This is a genomic window from Acidovorax sp. SUPP2539 (assembly GCF_030158975.1).
Classification (GTDB): domain Bacteria; phylum Pseudomonadota; class Gammaproteobacteria; order Burkholderiales; family Burkholderiaceae_C; genus Paracidovorax.
Map to the genome: position 1 here is coordinate 318,072 of NZ_BQXJ01000004.1, position 18,540 is coordinate 336,611.

The following is an 18,540-nucleotide window of genomic DNA, read 5'->3' on the forward strand; positions in this document are numbered from 1 at the left end:
ATATAGGATGACCATCCCGTGACCACCATTCCCTCGCCCATCCGCCTGTTGGCTGCGGCCGTACGCCGCGAGCGCGAGCGCCTCGGCCTGTCCGTATCCGAACTCGCCAAACGGGCGGCCATCGCCAAATCGACGCTCTCCCAACTGGAGGCGGGCGTCGGCAATCCGAGCCTGGAAACGCTCTGGGCGCTCGCCACGGCGCTGAATGTGCAAGTGACGCAATTGATCGCTCAGCCCAGAACCCATGTGCAGGTCATCCGGGCCCATGAGGGGGTGGCGCTGGCTTCGGAGCAGGCGAACTACGCGGCGACCCTGCTGGCGGTGTGCCCTGCCGGCGTGCAGCGCGATCTCTATCGCCTGACGGTCCAGCCCGGCGCACCCAGGACTTCCGAGCGCCATTTGCCGGGCACGTTGGAGCACGTCGTCCTGTGCAGTGGACGCGCCCGTCTAGGGCCGGTCGGCCATCTGGTGGAACTCGGCCCGGGGGACTATGCCAGCTACTCGGCGGATGAAACGCATGTGTTCGAAGCGCTCGAACCCCAGACGACGGCGGTCATGCTGATCGAGCACACATGACATGGCCTGGCCCACCGGAAATGAAAAAGGGCACCGGCCGAAGCGGGTGCCCTTTGGGGATCGAAGTTCGATCCGGATCGATCAGACGCGCTTGCGGTATTCGCCCGTGCGGGTGTCGATTTCGATCTTGTCGCCCTGGCTCACGAACAGGGGCACGGGCACTTCGAAGCCGGTGGCGATCTTGGCGGGCTTGAGCACCTTGCCGGACGTGTCGCCCTTGACGGCGGGTTCCGTCCAGGTGACTTCGCGTTCCACGCTGGTGGGCAGTTCGACCGAGATGGCCTTGCCGTCGTAGAACACCACTTCGACGGTCATGCCGTCTTCCAGGTAGTTCAGTGCGTCGCCCATGTTCTCGGCTTCGACTTCGTACTGGTTGAACTCGGTGTCCATGCAGACGTACATCGGGTCGGCGAAGTAGGAGTAGGTGCACTCCTTCTTGTCCAGGATGACGTTGTCGATCTTGTCGTCGGCCTTGAACACGTTTTCGGTGCCGAAGTTGCCGATCAGGCTCTTGAGCTTCATGCGGACCGTGGCGGCGCCGCGGCCGCCGCGTGCGTATTCGGTCTTCAGGACGACCATCGGGTCCTTGCCGTGCATGATCACATTGCCGGCGCGGATTTCTTGAGCGATTTTCATAGCAGATTGCTGGGCTGGGGTTGAAGCCGCTCTACGCGCCGGGGCGCTGCGGGCGCTGCCTGAGAGGTGCAGCGCAAGGTCCGAGCGCCAGCGCATGTTCCGCGGCGGGATGCGCCGGCCGGTCACTTCGTCAGAAAGTGCCGCCTTGGGTTGGCGCAAAACCGTGGATTTTAGCTTTTTTCGGCAACGAACCCCAGCAGTTGGGTCAACAGATCGTCCTGCGCGAGCAGCCGTGCGCGGGCTGCCTGCACGGTCGCGCGCCATTCCTGCAGCGTGGCGGCGTCCAGGGCGGGCAGGGGGCCGTCCTGTTCGAGTCCATTCCACAGCGCGTGGAAACGCCGCAGCGAAGTCGGCGCCTGGAGCCAGTCGAGGAACGCGTGCAGCTTGGCATGGTGGGCCTGGTCGTCCTGGGGATAGATGTGCCACACGAAGGGCTGGCCGGCCCACAGGGCGCGCACCAGCGAGTCCTCGCCGCGCACGCAGTTGAAATCGCAGGCCCACAGCATCTCGTCGAACGCCGGCTGGGGGCAGGGAGCGAGGTATGAAATCGATAGCAGACTGCCGGCGTCTTGATTGCGCTGTAAGCCATTTGGGTCCTGATTTTCCAGCGCCTGGACGGCTGCCGTTGCGCGGCCGGGGGTGACGAGCAAATGGGCGCCGGCATGCTGCCGCAACCGGTCGAGCAGCGAAGGCAAGGCGGGTGGCTCGTAGCAAAACAGCGAAACGGCGAAGGCCCCGGTCGCCACGCCATGGCGGGCACGCCAGCCGGCGCGGTCGAAGGCGGCCTGGCGGTCCATCAACCCCGGTTCGCGCAACAGCCCGCCCGTGCGGCGGGTAAATCCGGGGTAGAAGAACCAGCGCGTGCAGCCCGCGCCGGGGCCGGACATCAGCAGGGAGGGCAGGCGGTGGCTGCGCTCCACATAGCTTTCGGCGCTGAGGTACTCCAGGTTGATCCAAAGGCGGTTTTGGCCTGATGCCCTAGTGGAATATGCCATGGATGCTATGAAATCAGGAGCAATCTCGCAACCGAACGCCTCGATGACCACGTCGCCCGCGCCGTCGGGCGGGGCCTGCGCAGGCCAGGGCAGGACCTGCACGCCCGGTGCGCCGGCAGGGGCCATCCAGCCCAGCGCGGTGGCGTCGTCCGTCCACAGGCGGACGGCGTGGCCCCGCCCAGCCAGGTCGGCGGCGAGGCGCCAGCACACGCCGATGTCGCCGTAGTTGTCGATGACCTGGCAAAACAGGTCCCAGCGCAGGGGGGCGGCCACGGGGTGCGCAGGGCTCATGCGCCGCCCCCGGCCGGCGCCCGCAGATGCTCCACCAGCAGTTGCGCCACGCGCGACAGCGGCTCCCCGGACCGCACGCACAGCGACAGCTGCCGGTGCGCCCACGGCTCGGCCAGGGTGATGGGCCGCAGGGCCAGGGTCGCGCGGTACAGCTGGGCGCTGCCGCGGGGCAGCACGCCCACGCCCAGGCCCGCGGACACCATGAGGCACAGCGCGTCGTAGCTGGTCACCTGGATGCGCAGCTTGAGCGGCAGGCCGGCTTCGGCCGCCGCGCGGGTGAGCTGGTTGTTGATGGCGCTGCCCGGGTGCACGCCCACGAAGTCGAACGGCAGGGCGTCGGCCAGCCGCACCGAGCGCCGCCGGGCCAGCGGATGGCCGGCGGGGGCGATCAGCACCAGTTCGTCGGTGCGGTAGGGCAGAAGGGCGACGCGCTCGCCGTAGCTGCCGTGGTTGAGGATGCCCACGTCCGCGGCGTTCTCGGCCACCGAATGGGCGATGGCGCTGCTGATCTGCTCCTGCAGCCGCACCTGGACCTGCGGGTGCGCGGCCATGAAGGCCGGCAGCTCGGCCGGCAGGAACTGGGTGATGGCCGAGATGTTGGCCACCACGCGCACGTGGCCCCGCACCCCGGCGCGAAAGTCGCGCATCTGCAGGGCGATGCCATCGAGTTCGTTGAGCACGCCGCGCGCCATGTTCAGCAGCGCATACGCCGCGTCGGTGGGCTCGGTACCCCGGTTGCTGCGGCTGAAAAGCTCCACCTGCAGGGTGCCCTCCAGCTCGGCCAGGCGCCGACTGGCGGCCGACGGGGCGATGTGCTCGCGCGCCGCGGCGCGGGCGATGGCGTTTTCTTCCATCACCGCCACGAACAGGCGCAGGGAAACCGGGTCGAGCTTCATGGGCGCCGATGGTACTGCCGCCGGGCAGCCGGCCATGCCGGTTTGCGATGGCGGCGTCGCGCATCGGGGTTTTGCGGTGGGCGGGGGCCACGGCATGATCCGCGCCATTCGAACGAAGGGACGCGACAGGAATGACGACGACGACGGATACGACAGCAGCCCCCGCCGCCCTGGCCGGGGTGCGGGTGATCGAGATGGGCCAGTTGATCGCCGGGCCGTTTTGCGGCAAGACGCTGGGCGAGTTCGGGGCCGATGTGGTGAAGATCGAGGCGCCTGGCGCGGGCGATCCGCTGCGCAACTGGCGGCTGATCAAGGAAGGCACCTCGGTGTGGTGGCAGGTGCAGTCGCGCAACAAGCGTTCGCTGGCGCTGGACCTGCGCCAGCCGGAAGGGCAGGACATCGCACGCCGGCTCATCGCCGAGGCCGATGTGCTGATCGAGAACTTTCGCCCCGGCACGCTGGAGGACTGGGGCATGTCGCCCGAGGCGCTGCATGCGCTCAACCCCGGGCTGGTGATCCTGCGCATCTCGGGCTATGGGCAGACCGGCCCCTACCGCGACCTGCCGGGCTTCGGAATGATCGGCGAGGCCATGGGCGGCCTGCGCCACCTGACGGGCGAGCCCGGCCGCGTGCCGGTGCGCGTGGGCGTCTCCATCGGCGACACGCTGGCGGCGTTGCACGGCGCCGTGGGCGTGCTGACGGCGCTCTACCACCGCAAGGTGAATGGCGGCAAAGGCCAGGTGATCGACGTGGCGCTGCACGAAGCCGTATTCAACGTGATGGAGAGCCTCATTCCCGAGTACAGCGCCTTCGGTGCCGTGCGCGACGCGGCGGGCAGCGCGCTGCCCGGCATCGCGCCGTCCAACGCGTATCCGTGCACCGATGGCTGGGTCTTGGTGGCAGGCAATGGCGACAGCATCTTCAAGCGGCTGATGGACGCCATCGGCCGGCTTGATCTGGCGGCGGCGCCCGACCTGGGCAGCAATGCCGGGCGGGTGGCCCGGGTGGCGGAGATCGACGCGGCCATCGGCGAATGGACGGCCGGGCGCACCGTGCAGGCAGTGCTGGAGGGCCTGGGCGCCGCCCGCGTGCCCGCTGGCAAGGTGTACACGGCGCAGGACATCGCCGAAGACCCGCACTACCGCGCCCGAGACATGCTGCTGCCGCAGACCACGCGCGACGGCTATGTGGTCGAGGTGCCGGGCATCGTGCCCAAGCTGTCGGGCACGCCGGGCACGATCCGCTCCAGTGCGCCGCACCTGGGCGACGACACCGATGCGGTGCTGGCCGAGGCGGGCCTGACCGCCCAACAGATCGCGCTGCTGCGCAGCAAGGGGGTGATCCAATGACCGCGACTCGCAACCCGTCGAACGGAGCGGATGAGACGCGCGAAGCCCGGGCCGGCGTGTGGAACGGCAATGGCCGCCGCATCCACCTTCAGGAAGTGGGAACGCGCGACGGCCTGCAGATGGAGCAGGCCTTCGTGCCCACGGCAGACAAGATCGCGCTGGTCGATGCGCTGTCGGCGGCGGGCCTGTCGAAGATCGAGGTGACGGCATTCGTTTCGCCCACGGCGATACCGGCGCTGCGCGATGCCGAGATCGTGATGCGCGAGATCGTGCGGCGCCCCGGCACGGTGTACAGCGCGCTGGTGCCCAACGTGCGCGGCGCCGAGCGCGCCATCGAGGCGCACACCGACGAGCTGAATCTGGTCATGTCGGCCAGCGAGACGCACAACCTGGCCAACCTGCGCATGGCGCGCGCGCAATCGTTCGCGGCGCTGTCGCAGGTGGTGGCCACCGCCCAGGCCGCGGGCGTGGCGGTGAACGTGTCGCTGTCGTGCGTGTTCGGCTGCCCCATGGAAGGCGATGTGGCGCAGGCGCAGGTGTTCGGCTGGGTGCAGCGCTTCGCCGACCTGGGCGTGCGCGGCATCACCCTGTGCGACACGACCGGCATGGCGTATCCGACCCAGGTGGCGCATCTCACCGCTGCCGCCCGGGCGCGCTGGCCGGAGGTGGATTTCACGCTGCACTTTCACAACACGCGCGGAATGGGGTTGGCAAATGTGCTCGCCGCCATCGATGCGGGGGCGGACCGTTTCGACGCGTCGCTCGGCGGCCTGGGTGGCTGCCCCTATGCGCCGGGTGCGTCGGGCAACGTGTGCAGCGAGGAGATCGCGCACGCGCTGCAATGGATGGGCTACGACACGGGCGTGGATCTTTCGCAGCTGATCGCCGCGGCGGCCCGGTTGCCCGGGCTGATCGGCCACGACATTCCCAGCCAGATCGTGAAGGCGGGGCGGCGGCTGGACCTGCACCCGGTGCCGGACGGCTTCGAGGCGATCCGCGAACGGGCACGGGCGCGCGAAGCCGCCTGAACGCCGGGCGGCAGCGGCTTTCCTGCGGGAAGGCCCGCGGGCCGGCGCGGCGCGATGCATCGACAAAAACCCAAGGAGACAAAAAGGATGGACACGCATTCACTCTCGCGCCGCGCGGCGCTGGGCACGCTGCTGTGCGGCATGGCGGGCACGGCCCTGGCGCAGGCGGGCTACCCCCAGCGCGCGATCACCCTCGTGGTGCCGCAGCAGGCCGGTGGCGCCAACGACGCGATCGCCCGCGTGGTGGCGCAAAAGCTGTCGGAACAACTGGGCCAGCCGGTGGTGGTGGACAACCGCCCCGGCGCAGGCGGCAACGTGGGCACGGCTGCGGCGGCCAAGGCCCGGCCGGATGGCTACACCCTGCTGCTCACGGCGGACAGCGCGCAGGTCATCAACCCCTGGCTCTACCAGCACACCGGGTTCGATCCGGTGAAGGATTTCGAGCCGGTGGCGCCGCTGGCCACGGCGGGCTATGTTCTGGTGGCGAACCCGGCGTTTCCAGCGTCCAACGTGGCCGAGCTGGTGGCGCTGGCCAAGGCCCACCCGGGCCAGTACGCCATCGCCTCGGCGGGCAACGGCACGCTCAACCACCTGATCGGCGAGATGCTGCAAAAGACCGCGGGCATCACGCTGCAGCACGTGCCCTACAAGGGCTCCGCCGCAGCGGCCACGGACGTGGTGGGTGGGCAGGTGCCGCTGTCGGTGCAGAGCCTGCCGTCCTCCATCGCCTTCATCAAGGCCGGCAAGCTCAAGGTGCTGGGCGTGGTGAACACGCGGCGCGTGGCGGCCTTGCCGGACGTGCCCACCATCGGCGAGACGCTGGCGGGTTTCGGCCAGACACCGTGGTACGGGCTTTTCGCGCCGGCTGGCACCCCGCCCGCCGTGGTCGCGCGGCTGCAGGCCGAGGTGGCCAAGGCGCTGGAGCAGAAAGACGTGGCCGAGCGGCTCGCCGCCGTGGGGTGCGAGCCCTACAAGGGCAACTCGGCCCAGCTGGCGGCGTTGGTGCGGGACGACCTCGCGCGCTGGGGCCGGGCGGTGAAGGACACCGGGGCCAAGCTGGATTGACGGCAGGCCGACCGGCCCGTGCGGACCGAGGGCGGGGCGCGACCCGCCGCCGCAGGGCTTTTTTTCTTTTGAATTTCAAAAAACCAAGGAGACATGGCATGAGAACGACAGCGACAGCGACAACGATCACCCCGACCACCCCGACCACCCCTTGCGCATCCCGCCGCCTGGCAACGGTGGCCGTCGCACTGGCTGCGGCCTTCGCCGGCCCCGCCTGGGCGCAGGGCGGCTATCCGAACAAGCCGGTCACCCTGGTGGTGCCCACCGCCGCGGGTGGCACCACGGACCTGTCCGCGCGCATGCTCGCGCAGGCCCTGGGCCCGGTGCTGGGCCAGTCGGTGGTGGTGGACAACAAGGGCGGCGGCAACGGCAACATCGCCGCCGGTGCCGTCAAGCGGGCCGAGCCCGATGGATACACGCTGCTCATGCAGTACTCGGGCTATCACGTGATCTCACCGCTGCTCACCCGGCAAAAGCAATGGGAGCCGGGCGATTTCCAACCCATCGCGAACGTGCTGTCGGCGCCGCAGATCATCGTCGTGCGCGACGGCCTGCCCGTGAAGACGCTGGCCGATCTGATCGCCTACGCCAAGGCGCATCCCGGCAAGCTCAACTACGCCTCGTCCGGCAACGGCTCGCTGCAGCACGTTACCGGTGCCATGCTGGAGCAGCAGGGCGGCGTGAAGATGGTGCACGTGCCGTACAAAGGCACCGGCCCGGCGCTGCAGGACCTGCTGGGCGGGCAGGTGGACCTGACCTTCGGCACCGCGCCACCGTTCATGCCCCACATCCAGGCCGGCAAGCTGCGCGTGCTGGCGGTCACCGGAAAGCAGCGCCTGGCCAGCCTGCCGGACGTGCCCACCACCGCCGAGGCGGGCTACCCCAAGGTGGATGCCACGTCGTGGTTCGCGCTGTTCGCCCCGGCCCATGTGCCGAAGGCGGTGGTGGACAAGCTGGTGGCCGATGTGCGCACCGTGGTGCAAAACCCCGCATTCCAGCAAAAGGCCCTGGAGCAGGGCGCCACCGCCGACTACCAGGGACCGCAACCGCTCGCCGAGCGGGTGAAGGCCGATCTGGCCAACTGGGCACAGGTGGTCAGGGCTTCCAAGATCGAGGCGGACTGATCGTTCCTCGCCCCTCGGGCCACCCTCTGAGGTCCCCCCAGCCATCGAAGCCCTGCGCAGCGCGCAGGGCTTTTTGCTTTTGCGCTTCGTGGTGCGCCGAGACAACGGGAGGGTTGCCGTACACGGGCGCGTCATGCGCTTGTAAAAATTCTTTGAATGATTGAATTTTTTCTTTAATATGACGGTGTTGTAAATTTTTTATCAAAAGCGGTTGAACGCTTTCCCACCCGACACCTGTCCCATGTCCGCTGTTCCCGACCCGAGCACCGAAGCCCCGACGATCGCCATCCGCATCGGCCGGGTGCGTCCCACGCTCACCCGGTCGCACCAGCAGATGGCGGACTACGTGCTGGCCCACCCGCTGCAGGCGGCCACCATGCCCATCGACGAACTCGCGGCGGCGGTGGGCGTTTCCATCGCAACGGCCAACCGCTTCGCCCGGGCCATCGGCCTGGATGGCTACCCCATGCTGCGGGCCGAGCTGGTGCGCGGTTTCGAAGCCATGCTGGCGCCCATCGAGAAGATGCGCATCAAGCTGGAAAAGCCCAGCAGCATTGGCGACGTGTTCGCCGCCGCGCTGGAGGAAAGCCAGCGCAACATCGCCGCCACGCGTGAGGCCCTGGACCCGGCCGCGTGCGAGGCCGCAGTGCAGGCCATCGTGGGGGCGCGGCGCATCTATCTCGCCGGCTTCGGCGCCAGCGGCTGGCTCGCGGGGCTGCTGCAGCGCGGGCTGGATGCGCATTGCGACGGAGTGCACCTGCTGGCCGGGGTGGCGGGTGCTTCCTACGGCGCGCGGCTGCTGCCTCGCATGGGCGAGGAAGACCTTTTCATTGCCATCAGCTACCCCCGCTACCTGACCGACACCGTCGTGCTGGCGCAGGGCGCCTTCGAGCGCGGCGTGCGCGTGCTGGCATTGACCGACGGGCTGCAGTCGCCCCTGGTGCCCTTCGCCCACGGCTGCCTGTTCGCGCAGACCGAAAACCAGTACGCGGCCAATTCCGAATCGTCGGCGCTGGCCATGATCGAGGCGCTGACCAGTGCCGTGGCGCACCAGGCGAAGGAGTCGGTGAAGACTGCGGCGCGCATGACCGAGGCGGTGCTGCCCTGGCTGCACGACAGCTCGCGCACGCGGCTGGCGCCACGCTCGGCCGACGCCGCCGCCAGGAAGCCCGCTGCCAAGGGCAATGGCCGCGCCTGAACGGCGGCCGCATCCATCGCTCCCGATCGCCTTTCGCCTGGCCGATTGATTCGTTCCCATCCACTTCGCTGACCGGTTTCGCCGCTTCTTCCATGACCGTTTTTCCGTCTCCTTCCGGCCGTCCCGTTCCGGTGATCGCCATCCACGGCGGTGCCGGCACGCTGAGCCGCGCGCAGATTGACGCCCGGCAGGAGCGGGCCTACCACGGTGTGCTGCAGGACGTGCTGCGCGCCGGGCAGGCGGTGCTGGAGCAGGGCGGGTCCGCCGCCGATGCGGTGTGCACGGCCGTGCAGTTGTTGGAAGATTGCCCGCTCTTCAACGCCGGGCATGGCGCGGTGTTCACCGCCGATGCGACCCATGAACTGGATGCCGCGCTGATGGAGGGCGCCACGCTGGCGGCCGGCGCGGTGGCCGGCGTGCGCCACGTGCGCAACCCCATCCTGGCGGCCCGCGCGGTGCTGCGCCAGGGCCAGCATGTCCTCATGGCGGGCGAGGGCGCCGAGCGCCTGGCGCGCGATGCGGGGCTGGCCATGGTCGAGCCCCACTACTTTTCGACCGAAGCCCGGCGCGCCCAGTTGCTGGCCGCGCAGGCCCGCCAGTCGGGCGCGGTGCTGGACCACGACGGGGCCGCTGCAATGGCCGGCCTGTCGGGCCGCGCGCTGGACGAAGACCGCAAGATGGGCACCGTGGGCGCGGTGGCGCTGGATGCCCAGGGCCACCTCGCAGCGGCCACCTCCACGGGCGGCATGACCAACAAGCGCCCCGGCCGCGTGGGCGACAGCCCGCTCATCGGCGCGGGCACCTATGCGGACGACCGCACGGCCGCCGTGTCGTGCACGGGCCATGGCGAAGCCTTCATCCGCGTGAGCGCGGCGCACGACATCTGTGCGCGCATGGCCTACGGCGGCGCCTCGCTGGAGGCGGCTGTCGATGCCGTGGTGCATGGCGCGCTGCCTGCCGTGGGCGGCACCGGGGGCCTGATTGCGGTGGACCGCCACGGCAACGTGTGCCTGCCGTTCAACACCGAGGGCATGTACCGCGGGCTGGCCCGCGTCGGCCACGCGGCCGAGTCCTTCATCTTCCGCACGCCGGATGCATGAAGCCCACGGGCCGATGCATCGACCGACCGACCGACTGGCTGCCTGATCGCCTGACCGAATTTCCTATCCCTGTCCTGCCATGACCCCAACCCCTTCGAGCGCGACGACCTCCCTGGCCCTTGCAGAGCAGCGCGTGCTGGCCGTGGACGATATGACGGTCCGCTTTGCCAATTCCGAGCGCACGGTGGACGCCGTGCGCAACCTGTCCTTCCACGTGGACCGGGGCGAAACGCTGGCCATCGTGGGCGAGTCGGGCTCGGGCAAGTCCGTCACTTCGCTGGCGCTGATGCGGCTGGTCGAGCATGGCGGCGGAAAGATCGTGGGCGGCTCCATCGCGCTGCGCCGCAGCAGCGGGCAGGTGCTGGACATGCGCCGCGCCAGCAACGCCACGCTGCAGTCGGTGCGTGGCGCCGACGTGGCCATGATCTTCCAGGAGCCCATGACCTCGCTGAACCCCGTCTTCACGGCGGGCGAGCAGATCGCGGAGTCCATTCGCTACCACCAGGGCAAGGACCGGGCGGCGGCGCGCGCCGAGGCCCTGCGCATGCTGGAGCTGGTGCGCATTCCCGAGGCGCGCAACGTGCTTGATCGGTTTCCGCACCAGCTGTCCGGCGGCATGCGCCAGCGCGTGATGATCGCCATGGCGCTGTCGTGCAAGCCGCAGCTGCTGATCGCCGACGAGCCCACCACCGCGCTGGACGTGACCATCCAGGCGCAGATCCTGCAGCTGATCCGCCAGCTGCAGGAGGAGATGCGCATGGGCGTGATCTTCATCACCCACGACATGGGCGTGGTGGCCGAGGTGGCCGACCGCGTGCTGGTCATGTACCGCGGCGACAAGGTGGAAGAGGGCCCTTCCGCCCAGATCTTCGCCGCCCCGCAGCATGCCTACACGCAGGCGCTGCTGTCGGCCGTGCCCAAACTGGGCGCCATGCAGGGCACCGACCTGCCGCGGCATTTCGAACTGCTGCGACCTTCCGGCGATGCCGCGACGGCGCCGGTCCTGCAATCCACCCCGGTGGATACGCGCCCCGCAGGGGCCCAGCCCATCCTGCGCGTGAAAGACCTGGTGACGCGTTTCGACCTGCGCTCGGGGCTGTTCAACCGCGTCAAGCGCCGGGTGCACGCAGTGGAGAAGGTGAGCTTCGATCTCTATCCGGGCGAGACGCTGGCGCTGGTGGGCGAATCCGGCTGCGGCAAGTCCACCACGGGCCGCTCGCTGCTGCGTCTGGTGGACAGCCAGAGCGGCGCCATCGAGTTCGGTGGGCGCAACATCCTGGACCTGCCCACGAGCGAGGTCCAGGCGCTGCGCCGCGACATCCAGTTCATTTTCCAGGACCCGTTCGCCTCCCTCGACCCGCGCCTGACCGTGGGCTTTTCGATTATGGAGCCGCTGCTGGTGCACAAGGTGGCCAGCGGCCGGCAGGCGCAGGAGCGCGTGGACTGGCTGCTGGAAAAGGTGGGGCTGCCGCGCGACTACGCGCAGCGCTACCCGCACGAGTTCTCGGGCGGCCAGCGCCAGCGCATCGCCATCGCACGGGCGCTGGCCCTCAACCCCAAGGTGGTGGTGGCGGACGAATCCGTGTCGGCACTGGATGTGTCCATCCAGGCGCAGATCGTCAACCTGATGCTGGACCTGCAGCGCGAACTGGGGGTGGCGTTTCTTTTCATCTCGCACGACATGGCCGTCGTCGAGCGCATCAGCCACCGCGTGGCGGTGATGTTCCTCGGCCAGATCGTGGAGATCGGACCGCGCCGCGCGATCTTCGAGAACCCGCAGCACGCCTATACCAAAAAGCTCATGTCCGCCGTGCCCGTCGCCGACCCGGCGCGCCGGCACCTCAGGCGCACGCTGCTGGAGGGGGACATTCCCAGCCCCATCCGCGCGGTGGGCGACGAGCCCGTGGTGCTGCCGATGGTGCAGGTGGGACCCGGCCATTTCGTGGCGCCGCAAGGGGGGTGACGTTTCCAACTCAGATCGACCTTCAGCGCTTGCCTGACAAGCGAAAGCAGCTATCCATTTTGAAAACCCCTGATCTTTTCCACACCGGAGTTCACCCATGAAGAAAGCTTATACCCGCCGCATCGCCTTCAGCCTGCTGGCCCTGGCCATGTCCGGCTCCGCACTGGCCGCCGGCAACGCCGTGCTGGCCATCTACCAGCAGCCCGAGACGCTCGACCCCTACAACACCAACACGACCATCACCACGGCCGTGACCAAGAGTTTCTACGAGGGCCTGTTCGCGTTCGACAAGGACATGAAGGTCAAGAACGTGCTGGCCGAGAGCTACGAAGTGTCGAACGACGGCCTCATCTATACCTTCAAGCTGCGCTCGGGCGTCAAGTTCCACGACGGCACCGACTTCAACGCCGCCGCGGCCAAGGCCACCCTCGACCGCGTGATGAACCCCGAGAATCGCCTGCTGCGCGCCAACCAGTTCAACCGCGTCGCCAAGGTCGAGGCCGTGAACCCGACCACGCTGCGCATCACGCTCAAGGAGCCCTTCGGCCCCTTCATCAATGCGCTGGCCCATGCCTCGGCCGCGATGATCTCGCCCGCCGCGCTGGCCAAGTGGGGCAGCAAGGACATCGCCTTCCACCCCGTGGGCACCGGCCCGTTCGAGTTCGTCGAATGGAAGCAGACCGAGGCCATCGTGGGCAAGAAGTTCGCGGGCTACTGGAAGAAGGGCTATCCCAAGGTCGATCAGGTCACCTGGAAGCCTGTGATCGAGAACAACACCCGCGCCGCCATGCTGCAGACGGGCGAGGCCGACTTCGCCTTCACGCTGCCCTATGAGCAGATCGCCACGCTCAAGAAGAGCGACAAGGTCACGGTGGTGTCCGCGCCGTCGATCATCCAGCGCTTCCTCACCTTCAACATGCTGCAAAAGCCGTATGACAACCCCAAGGTGCGCGAAGCCATCGGCTACGCCATCAACAAGGAAGCGCTGGCCAAGGTGGCCTTTAACGGCCATGCCTTCCCGGCCCAGGGCTTCGTGCCGCAGGGCGTGGAATACGCGGTGAAGATGCAGCCCATTCCCTACAACGTGGCCAAGGCCAAGGAACTGCTTAAGGAAGCGGGCTACCCCAACGGTTTCGAATCCGTGCTGTGGAGCGGCTACAACAACACCACCAGTCAGAAGGTGATCCAGTTCATCCAGCAGCAGTTGCAGCAGGTCGGCATCAAGGTGTCGGTGCAGGCGCTGGAGCCCGGCCAGCGCGCCGAGCAGGTGGATTCATGGCCCGACCCCAAGACCGCCAAGGTGCGCCTGTACTACATCGGCTGGTCTTCCTCCACTGGCGAGGCCGACTGGGCGTTGCGCCCCCTGTTCTCCACGGAGTCGTGGGCGCCGAAGCTGGCGAACTACGCCTTCTATAGCAACCCCGTGGTGGACGAGTCCATCGCCAAGGCGCTGCTGACCACCAACGGCGCCGAGCGCGAAGCGCTCTACAAGACCGCGCAGGAGCAGCTCGCCAAGGACCTGCCGCGCATCCCGCTGGTGACGGAGGACGTGCTGTACGCCCACGCCAAGCGCCTGTCCGGTGTGCATGTGATGCCCGACGGCAACATCAACAGCGACGAGATCGATCTGAAATAACAGGACAAGACCGCTCCGCGCGCTGATCTGGCGCGCGCGGGCTGCTCCTGTTTTCATCAAAAAACACATCGCTGCGACCGCAGCGCCGCACCCATGCTGAACTACTTTCTCAAACGACTGCTGGGACTCTTGCCCACGCTGCTGATCGTGGCTGTGCTGGTGTTCCTGTTCGTCCACATGCTGCCCGGCGACCCCGCGCGCCTGGCGGCGGGCCAGGACGCCGACGAGGCCGCCGTCGCGGTCGTGCGCCACGACCTGGGCCTGGACAGGCCGCTGCCCGAGCAGTTCGTGCACTTCTTCACGCGCATGGTTCAGGGCGACTTCGGCAAGTCCATCCGCACCGGCCGCACGGTGGCGGCCGAGATCGGCGAGCGCTTCATGCCCACGCTGGCGCTCACGGTCACCAGCATGGTCTGGGCGGTGATCTTCGGCATGGGCATCGGCATCATCTCGGCCGTGTATCGCAATCAATGGCCCGACCGACTGGGCATGACGCTGGCGGTGTCGGGCATCTCGTTTCCCGCGTTCGCGCTGGGCATGGTGCTGATGCAGGTGTTCTCGGTCAACCTGGGCTGGTTGCCCACGGTGGGTGCGGCAAGCTGGCAGCACTACATCCTGCCCTCCATCACGTTGGGGGCGGCCGTCGCCGCGGTGATGGCGCGCTTCACCCGCGCGTCGTTCGTCGAGGTGGTGCAGGAAGACTTCGTGCGCACGGCGCGCGCCAAGGGGCTCAACGAGCGTCTCGTGATCTTGAAGCATTGCCTGCGCAATGCGCTCATTCCCGTCATCACCATGATGGGGCTGCAGTTCGGCTTCCTGCTGGGCGGCTCCATCGTGGTGGAGGCCGTCTTCAACTGGCCGGGCCTGGGTCGCCTGCTGGTGGATGCCGTGACCATGCGGGACTACCCCGTGATCCAGACGCTGGTGCTGCTGTTCTCGCTGGAGTTCATCCTCATCAATCTCGTGGTGGACATGCTCTACGGCTTCATCAATCCCACCATCCGCTACAAGTGACCACGGCGGCCTGCATCCCATTCCACGAACACGAAGAGACGGTATGACCACGCCTTCCATCCCCACGCCCCCCGATGCCGCGCAACTGGCGGCCGCCTCGGTGGCGCCTGCCGCCGCCAGTTCCGGCGCGGTCCGCACGCCCTGGCGAGAGTTCTGGCGCAAGTTCAAGAAGCAGCGCGTGGCCATGGTGGCGCTGGCTTTCGTGCTGCTGCTGGTGCTGGTGGCTGTGCTGGCACCGGTCCTGGTGCCTTACGACCCCGAAGGCTTTTTCGATTACGAAAGGCTGAACGAACTGCCGTCGGCCGTCCACTGGTTCGGCGTGGACCCGCTGGGGCGCGACATCTTCAGCCGTATCCTGATGGGCGCGCGAATCTCGCTGGCGGCGGGATTCCTGTCGGTGCTCATCGGCTGCCTGATCGGCACGACCCTCGGCCTGCTGGCCGGGTACTACGAGGGATGGTGGGACCGCGTGGTGATGCGCATCTCGGACGTGCTGTTCGCCTTCCCCGGCATCTTGCTGGCGCTCGGCGTGGTGGCCATCCTGGGCAGCAACATGACGAACGTCATCGTGGCCGTGGCGGTGTTCAGCGTGCCGGCCTTCGCGCGGCTGGTGCGCGGCAACACGCTGGTGCTCAAGCAGATGACCTACATCGAATCGGCGCGCAGCATCGGTGCGTCGGACTGGACCATCATCGTGCGGCACATCCTGCCGGGCACGATCTCTTCGATCGTCGTGTACTTCACGATGCGCGTGGGCACCTCGATCATCACGGCGGCCAGCCTGTCGTTCCTGGGCATGGGCGCGCAGCCGCCCACGCCGGAGTGGGGCGCCATGCTCAACGAGGCCCGTGCGGACATGGTGAACGCACCGCACGTGGCGCTGTTCCCCAGCCTGGCCATCTTCCTGACCGTGCTCGCCTTCAATCTGCTGGGGGACGGCCTGCGCGATGCCCTCGACCCGAAGATCGACCGGCAGTCATGAGATCGCCTTCGACAGGCGCCACGGCGGCGCTGGTGCCGCCACGCATCGGCAGCCTGCTGGCCGGGCCGCTCGATGCCATCACCGACGTGGCGGGCGTGACCGTGGGGCATGCGACGCGCGACGACGGTCCGGTGCAGACCGGCGTCACCGTGATCCATCCGCATGGGCTGGACCCCTATCGCCACAAGGTGCCGGCCGGTGCGGCGGTGATCAATGGCTTCGGCAAGAGCGTGGGCTTGGTGCAACTTGCGGAATTGGGGCAGCTGGAGACGCCCATCGCGTTGACCAACACTTTCTCCGTCAGTGCCATGGCCCAGGCGCAGATCCGCCAATGCATCGAGGCCAATCCGGAGACGGGCAGGGCGCTGCCCACGGTCAATCCGCTGGTGCTGGAGTGCAATGACGGTTTTTTGAACGACATCCAGCGCATGGCCCTGGATGGCGGCGACTACCTGGCGGCGTGCAGCAATGCCGGCGCGCGCGCGGCACAGGGTTCGGTGGGTGCGGGGCGGGGCATGTCGAGTTTCCAGCTGAAAGGCGGCATCGGCACGGCGTCGCGGCGGGTGCCGCTGCGCCAGGGGGGCATCTGCACGGTCGGCGCACTGGTGCTGGCCAACTATGGGCTGCTTCCGAACCTGGTGTGGGGCGGCAAGGCCATCGGTGCCGAAGTGGCCACCCTGCTGGACGACAGAGCGCGCGCACAGTCTGCGGAGACCGAACGCGGCTCCATCATCATGGTGCTCGCCACCGATGCGCCGCTGGATGCCCGCCAACTGAACCGCCTGGCACTGCGCGCGGGCGCAGGACTGGCCCGCACCGGCTCGGTCTACGGCCATGGCAGCGGCGACATCGCCCTGGCGTTCTCCACGGGCTACACCGTGCCGCATCTGGCGGACCAGCCCATGCCGGCCACGCCGATGCTGCACGAAACCTTGCTGGACGGCCTGTTCCAGGCAGCGGCCGACAGCGTGGAGCAGGCCATCGTCCATGCCCTGTGGCATGCCACGCCCGTCACCGGCCGGAATGGGCACCACCGCCCCGCATTGCGCGGGTTGCTGCCCTGCCTGCCCGCATCGATTTCTTGAAGACCCCTCCATGAAAATTCTCATTTCCGTCGATATCGAAGGCGTCGCGGGCGTCTACCACCCCGAGCAGGTGCGGCCCGGCAATCCCGAATACGAGCGCGCGCGGCGCCTGATGGCGGCCGAGGCCAACGCGGCGATCGCAGGCGCCTTCGATGCCGGGGCCTCCGAGGTCTACGTGAACGATTCGCACGGCGGTTTCCGGAACATGCCGCCGGACCTGCTGGACGAGCGGGCGCAGGCCATCCAGGGCAAGCCCCGCTACCTGAGCATGGTGGCGGGCGTGGAACTGGGCATGGACGGCGTGTGCCTCATCGGCTATCACTCCCGAGCCCAGGGGCGCGGTATTCTGGCCCACACCATCAACAGTTTCGCCTTTGCGCGCATTGCCTTCAACGGCCAGGAACTGGGCGAGGCGGGGATCTATGGCGCCCTGGCAGGCGCCTATGGGGCGCCGGTGATCATGGGATCGGGTGACGACGTGTTCATCGCGGAAACCCAGCCGCTGTTTCCCCGGGCCCGTTTCGTGCAGACCAAGCGGGCGACGGGCCAGACGAGCGGCATCAGCCTGTCGCCCGCGCAGTCCTGCGTGGCCATCCGTGCGGGCGTGGCGGCAGCGGTGCAGGATTGCGCTGCCGTGCCGCCTTTTCGCATCGAGGGCGAGATTCTGGTGGACGTGCAGGCCCAGACGCCTGCCCTGGCCGATCTGTTCTGCCAGTGGCCCACGCTGGAGCGCGTGGCCTCCGACGCCGTGCGCTTTCAGGCCCCCGACACCGAGTCGGCCGTGCGAATGGTCAATTGCCTGTCGGCCATGTCGAGCATGCTGCGATGAACGACGAACCGCATTCCTTTGGCACGCCCGCGAAGGTTGGCATCCTGGCCGGCATGGGACCGGCGGCAGGCGTGGATTTCGCCCGCCTGTTTCTCAAGGCGTCCGAGCGCTGGCTGCAGGACCATGGCCTGGCGGTTCAGGACCAGGCATTCCCCGAGCACTGGATGGCACAGGTCCCGGTGGCGGACCGGTCCCGCGCGCTCAGCGATGCAAACGCACCGCAGCCATTGGACGAAATGGCGCGGGTGCTGCAGCAACTCTCGGCCGTGGGCGCCCGCGCCGTGGCCATCTCGTGCAATACCGCGCACGCCTGGCACGCTGCGCTGCAGGAGCGGGTGCCGTCCGTGGACCTGCTGCACATCGCGCGGGAGACTGCCGCCGAATTGCAGCGGCGGCGCATCCGCCAAGTGGCGCTGCTGGCCACGCAAGGCACCTACGGCATGGGCCTGTACGACACCGTCATGGCAGCCCATGGCATCGAATGCGTGATTCCCGATTCCTCCGAGCGTGAAGAACTCATGCAGGGCATCTACCAAGGGGTCAAGGCCGGCAACCTGGCGTTGGCGCAGGCATGTTTCACGCGCGTGGGCAGGCAATTGCGTGGGCGCCATGGCGATGGCATCGCCCTGATCATGGCCTGCACCGAAATTCCGCTGGCCTTGCCCCAGGCCCCGCAAGCGCAAGGTTGGACGTTGATCGATCCTTCCGAAATCCTGGCCATGGCGCTGGCCCGCAAGGCCTACGAAGGGCACGCCGGGCACTGATCCGGCAGG

General features: G+C 68.2%; 17 protein-coding genes. 14 read left to right on the plus strand and 3 right to left on the minus strand.

Annotated elements, in window-relative coordinates; all coding sequences use genetic code 11:
• The first annotated feature begins 18 nt into the window (after positions 1-18).
• Positions 19-576: a helix-turn-helix domain-containing protein gene (locus tag AVTE2539_RS16115; RefSeq protein ID WP_284412079.1), complete on the plus strand. Its 558-nt coding sequence runs from the start codon at positions 19-21 to the stop codon at positions 574-576.
• A gap of 81 nt (positions 577-657) precedes the next feature.
• Here AVTE2539_RS16115 and efp read toward each other — a convergent pair whose 3' ends face one another.
• From efp to AVTE2539_RS16130, 3 genes are all read right to left on the minus strand, one after another.
• Positions 658-1,212, minus strand: a complete 555-nt coding sequence (gene efp, locus AVTE2539_RS16120) for an elongation factor P (RefSeq protein WP_272552191.1) — start codon at positions 1,210-1,212, stop codon at positions 658-660.
• 170 nt (positions 1,213-1,382) lie between these two features.
• Entirely contained in the window at positions 1,383-2,498 is a 1,116-nt protein-coding gene (gene earP / locus AVTE2539_RS16125) for an elongation factor P maturation arginine rhamnosyltransferase EarP (RefSeq protein WP_284412081.1), read from the minus strand.
• Positions 2,495-3,394, minus strand: coding sequence for a LysR family transcriptional regulator (locus AVTE2539_RS16130; protein WP_272568647.1), 900 nt, complete (start codon positions 3,392-3,394; stop codon positions 2,495-2,497). Before AVTE2539_RS16130 ends, earP begins: the two co-directional genes overlap by 4 nt.
• A gap of 131 nt (positions 3,395-3,525) precedes the next feature.
• On the opposite strand from AVTE2539_RS16130, the gene AVTE2539_RS16135 reads away from it, so the two are divergent.
• The 13 genes from AVTE2539_RS16135 (at position 3,526) to AVTE2539_RS16195 (ending at position 18,531) form a co-directional block, all read left to right on the plus strand.
• Positions 3,526-4,743 (plus strand): CaiB/BaiF CoA transferase family protein, encoded by a 1,218-nt coding sequence (locus tag AVTE2539_RS16135; protein WP_284412083.1) that lies wholly within the window; start codon positions 3,526-3,528, stop codon positions 4,741-4,743.
• The gene (locus AVTE2539_RS16140) at positions 4,740-5,771 is read left to right on the plus strand and encodes a hydroxymethylglutaryl-CoA lyase (protein WP_284412085.1); all 1,032 of its coding nucleotides are present in this window, start codon (positions 4,740-4,742) and stop codon (positions 5,769-5,771) included. The genes AVTE2539_RS16135 and AVTE2539_RS16140 overlap by 4 nt, the downstream gene beginning before the upstream one ends.
• Positions 5,772-5,858: 87 nt before the next feature.
• A complete protein-coding gene (locus AVTE2539_RS16145) occupies positions 5,859-6,836 on the plus strand; it encodes a Bug family tripartite tricarboxylate transporter substrate binding protein (RefSeq protein WP_502868932.1) in 978 nt (325 codons plus the stop codon).
• A 98-nt stretch (positions 6,837-6,934) separates the two neighbouring features.
• Complete coding sequence (locus AVTE2539_RS16150; protein ID WP_284412087.1) at positions 6,935-7,960, plus strand: Bug family tripartite tricarboxylate transporter substrate binding protein; 1,026 nt, start codon at positions 6,935-6,937, stop codon at positions 7,958-7,960.
• A 241-nt stretch (positions 7,961-8,201) separates the two neighbouring features.
• Positions 8,202-9,158, plus strand: coding sequence for a MurR/RpiR family transcriptional regulator (locus tag AVTE2539_RS16155; protein WP_284398546.1), 957 nt, complete (start codon positions 8,202-8,204; stop codon positions 9,156-9,158).
• Positions 9,159-9,250: 92 nt separating this feature from the next.
• Positions 9,251-10,258, plus strand: coding sequence for an isoaspartyl peptidase/L-asparaginase family protein (locus tag AVTE2539_RS16160; RefSeq protein ID WP_284398544.1), 1,008 nt, complete (start codon positions 9,251-9,253; stop codon positions 10,256-10,258).
• 79 nt (positions 10,259-10,337) lie between these two features.
• Positions 10,338-12,221, plus strand: coding sequence for a dipeptide ABC transporter ATP-binding protein (locus AVTE2539_RS16165; protein ID WP_272568660.1), 1,884 nt, complete (start codon positions 10,338-10,340; stop codon positions 12,219-12,221).
• Positions 12,222-12,318: 97 nt separating this feature from the next.
• On the plus strand, positions 12,319-13,857 hold the full coding sequence (gsiB, locus tag AVTE2539_RS16170; RefSeq protein ID WP_284412090.1) for a glutathione ABC transporter substrate-binding protein GsiB: 1,539 nt from the start codon (positions 12,319-12,321) through the stop codon (positions 13,855-13,857).
• Between the two features lie 93 nt (positions 13,858-13,950).
• Positions 13,951-14,871 carry a glutathione ABC transporter permease GsiC gene (gene gsiC / locus AVTE2539_RS16175; protein WP_284412092.1) on the plus strand — a complete coding sequence of 307 codons (921 nt, stop codon included), beginning with the start codon at positions 13,951-13,953 and terminating at the stop codon, positions 14,869-14,871.
• Between the two features lie 43 nt (positions 14,872-14,914).
• Positions 14,915-15,853 carry a glutathione ABC transporter permease GsiD gene (gsiD, locus tag AVTE2539_RS16180; RefSeq protein ID WP_272568665.1) on the plus strand — a complete coding sequence of 313 codons (939 nt, stop codon included), beginning with the start codon at positions 14,915-14,917 and terminating at the stop codon, positions 15,851-15,853.
• Entirely contained in the window at positions 15,850-16,938 is a 1,089-nt protein-coding gene (locus AVTE2539_RS16185; protein ID WP_284412094.1) for a P1 family peptidase, read from the plus strand. Before gsiD ends, AVTE2539_RS16185 begins: the two co-directional genes overlap by 4 nt.
• A 10-nt stretch (positions 16,939-16,948) precedes the next feature.
• Entirely contained in the window at positions 16,949-17,767 is an 819-nt protein-coding gene (locus tag AVTE2539_RS16190; protein WP_284412097.1) for a M55 family metallopeptidase, read from the plus strand.
• Positions 17,764-18,531 (plus strand): aspartate/glutamate racemase family protein, encoded by a 768-nt coding sequence (locus tag AVTE2539_RS16195; protein WP_284412099.1) that lies wholly within the window; start codon positions 17,764-17,766, stop codon positions 18,529-18,531. The genes AVTE2539_RS16190 and AVTE2539_RS16195 overlap by 4 nt, the downstream gene beginning before the upstream one ends.
• Positions 18,532-18,540: the final 9 nt, after the last annotated feature.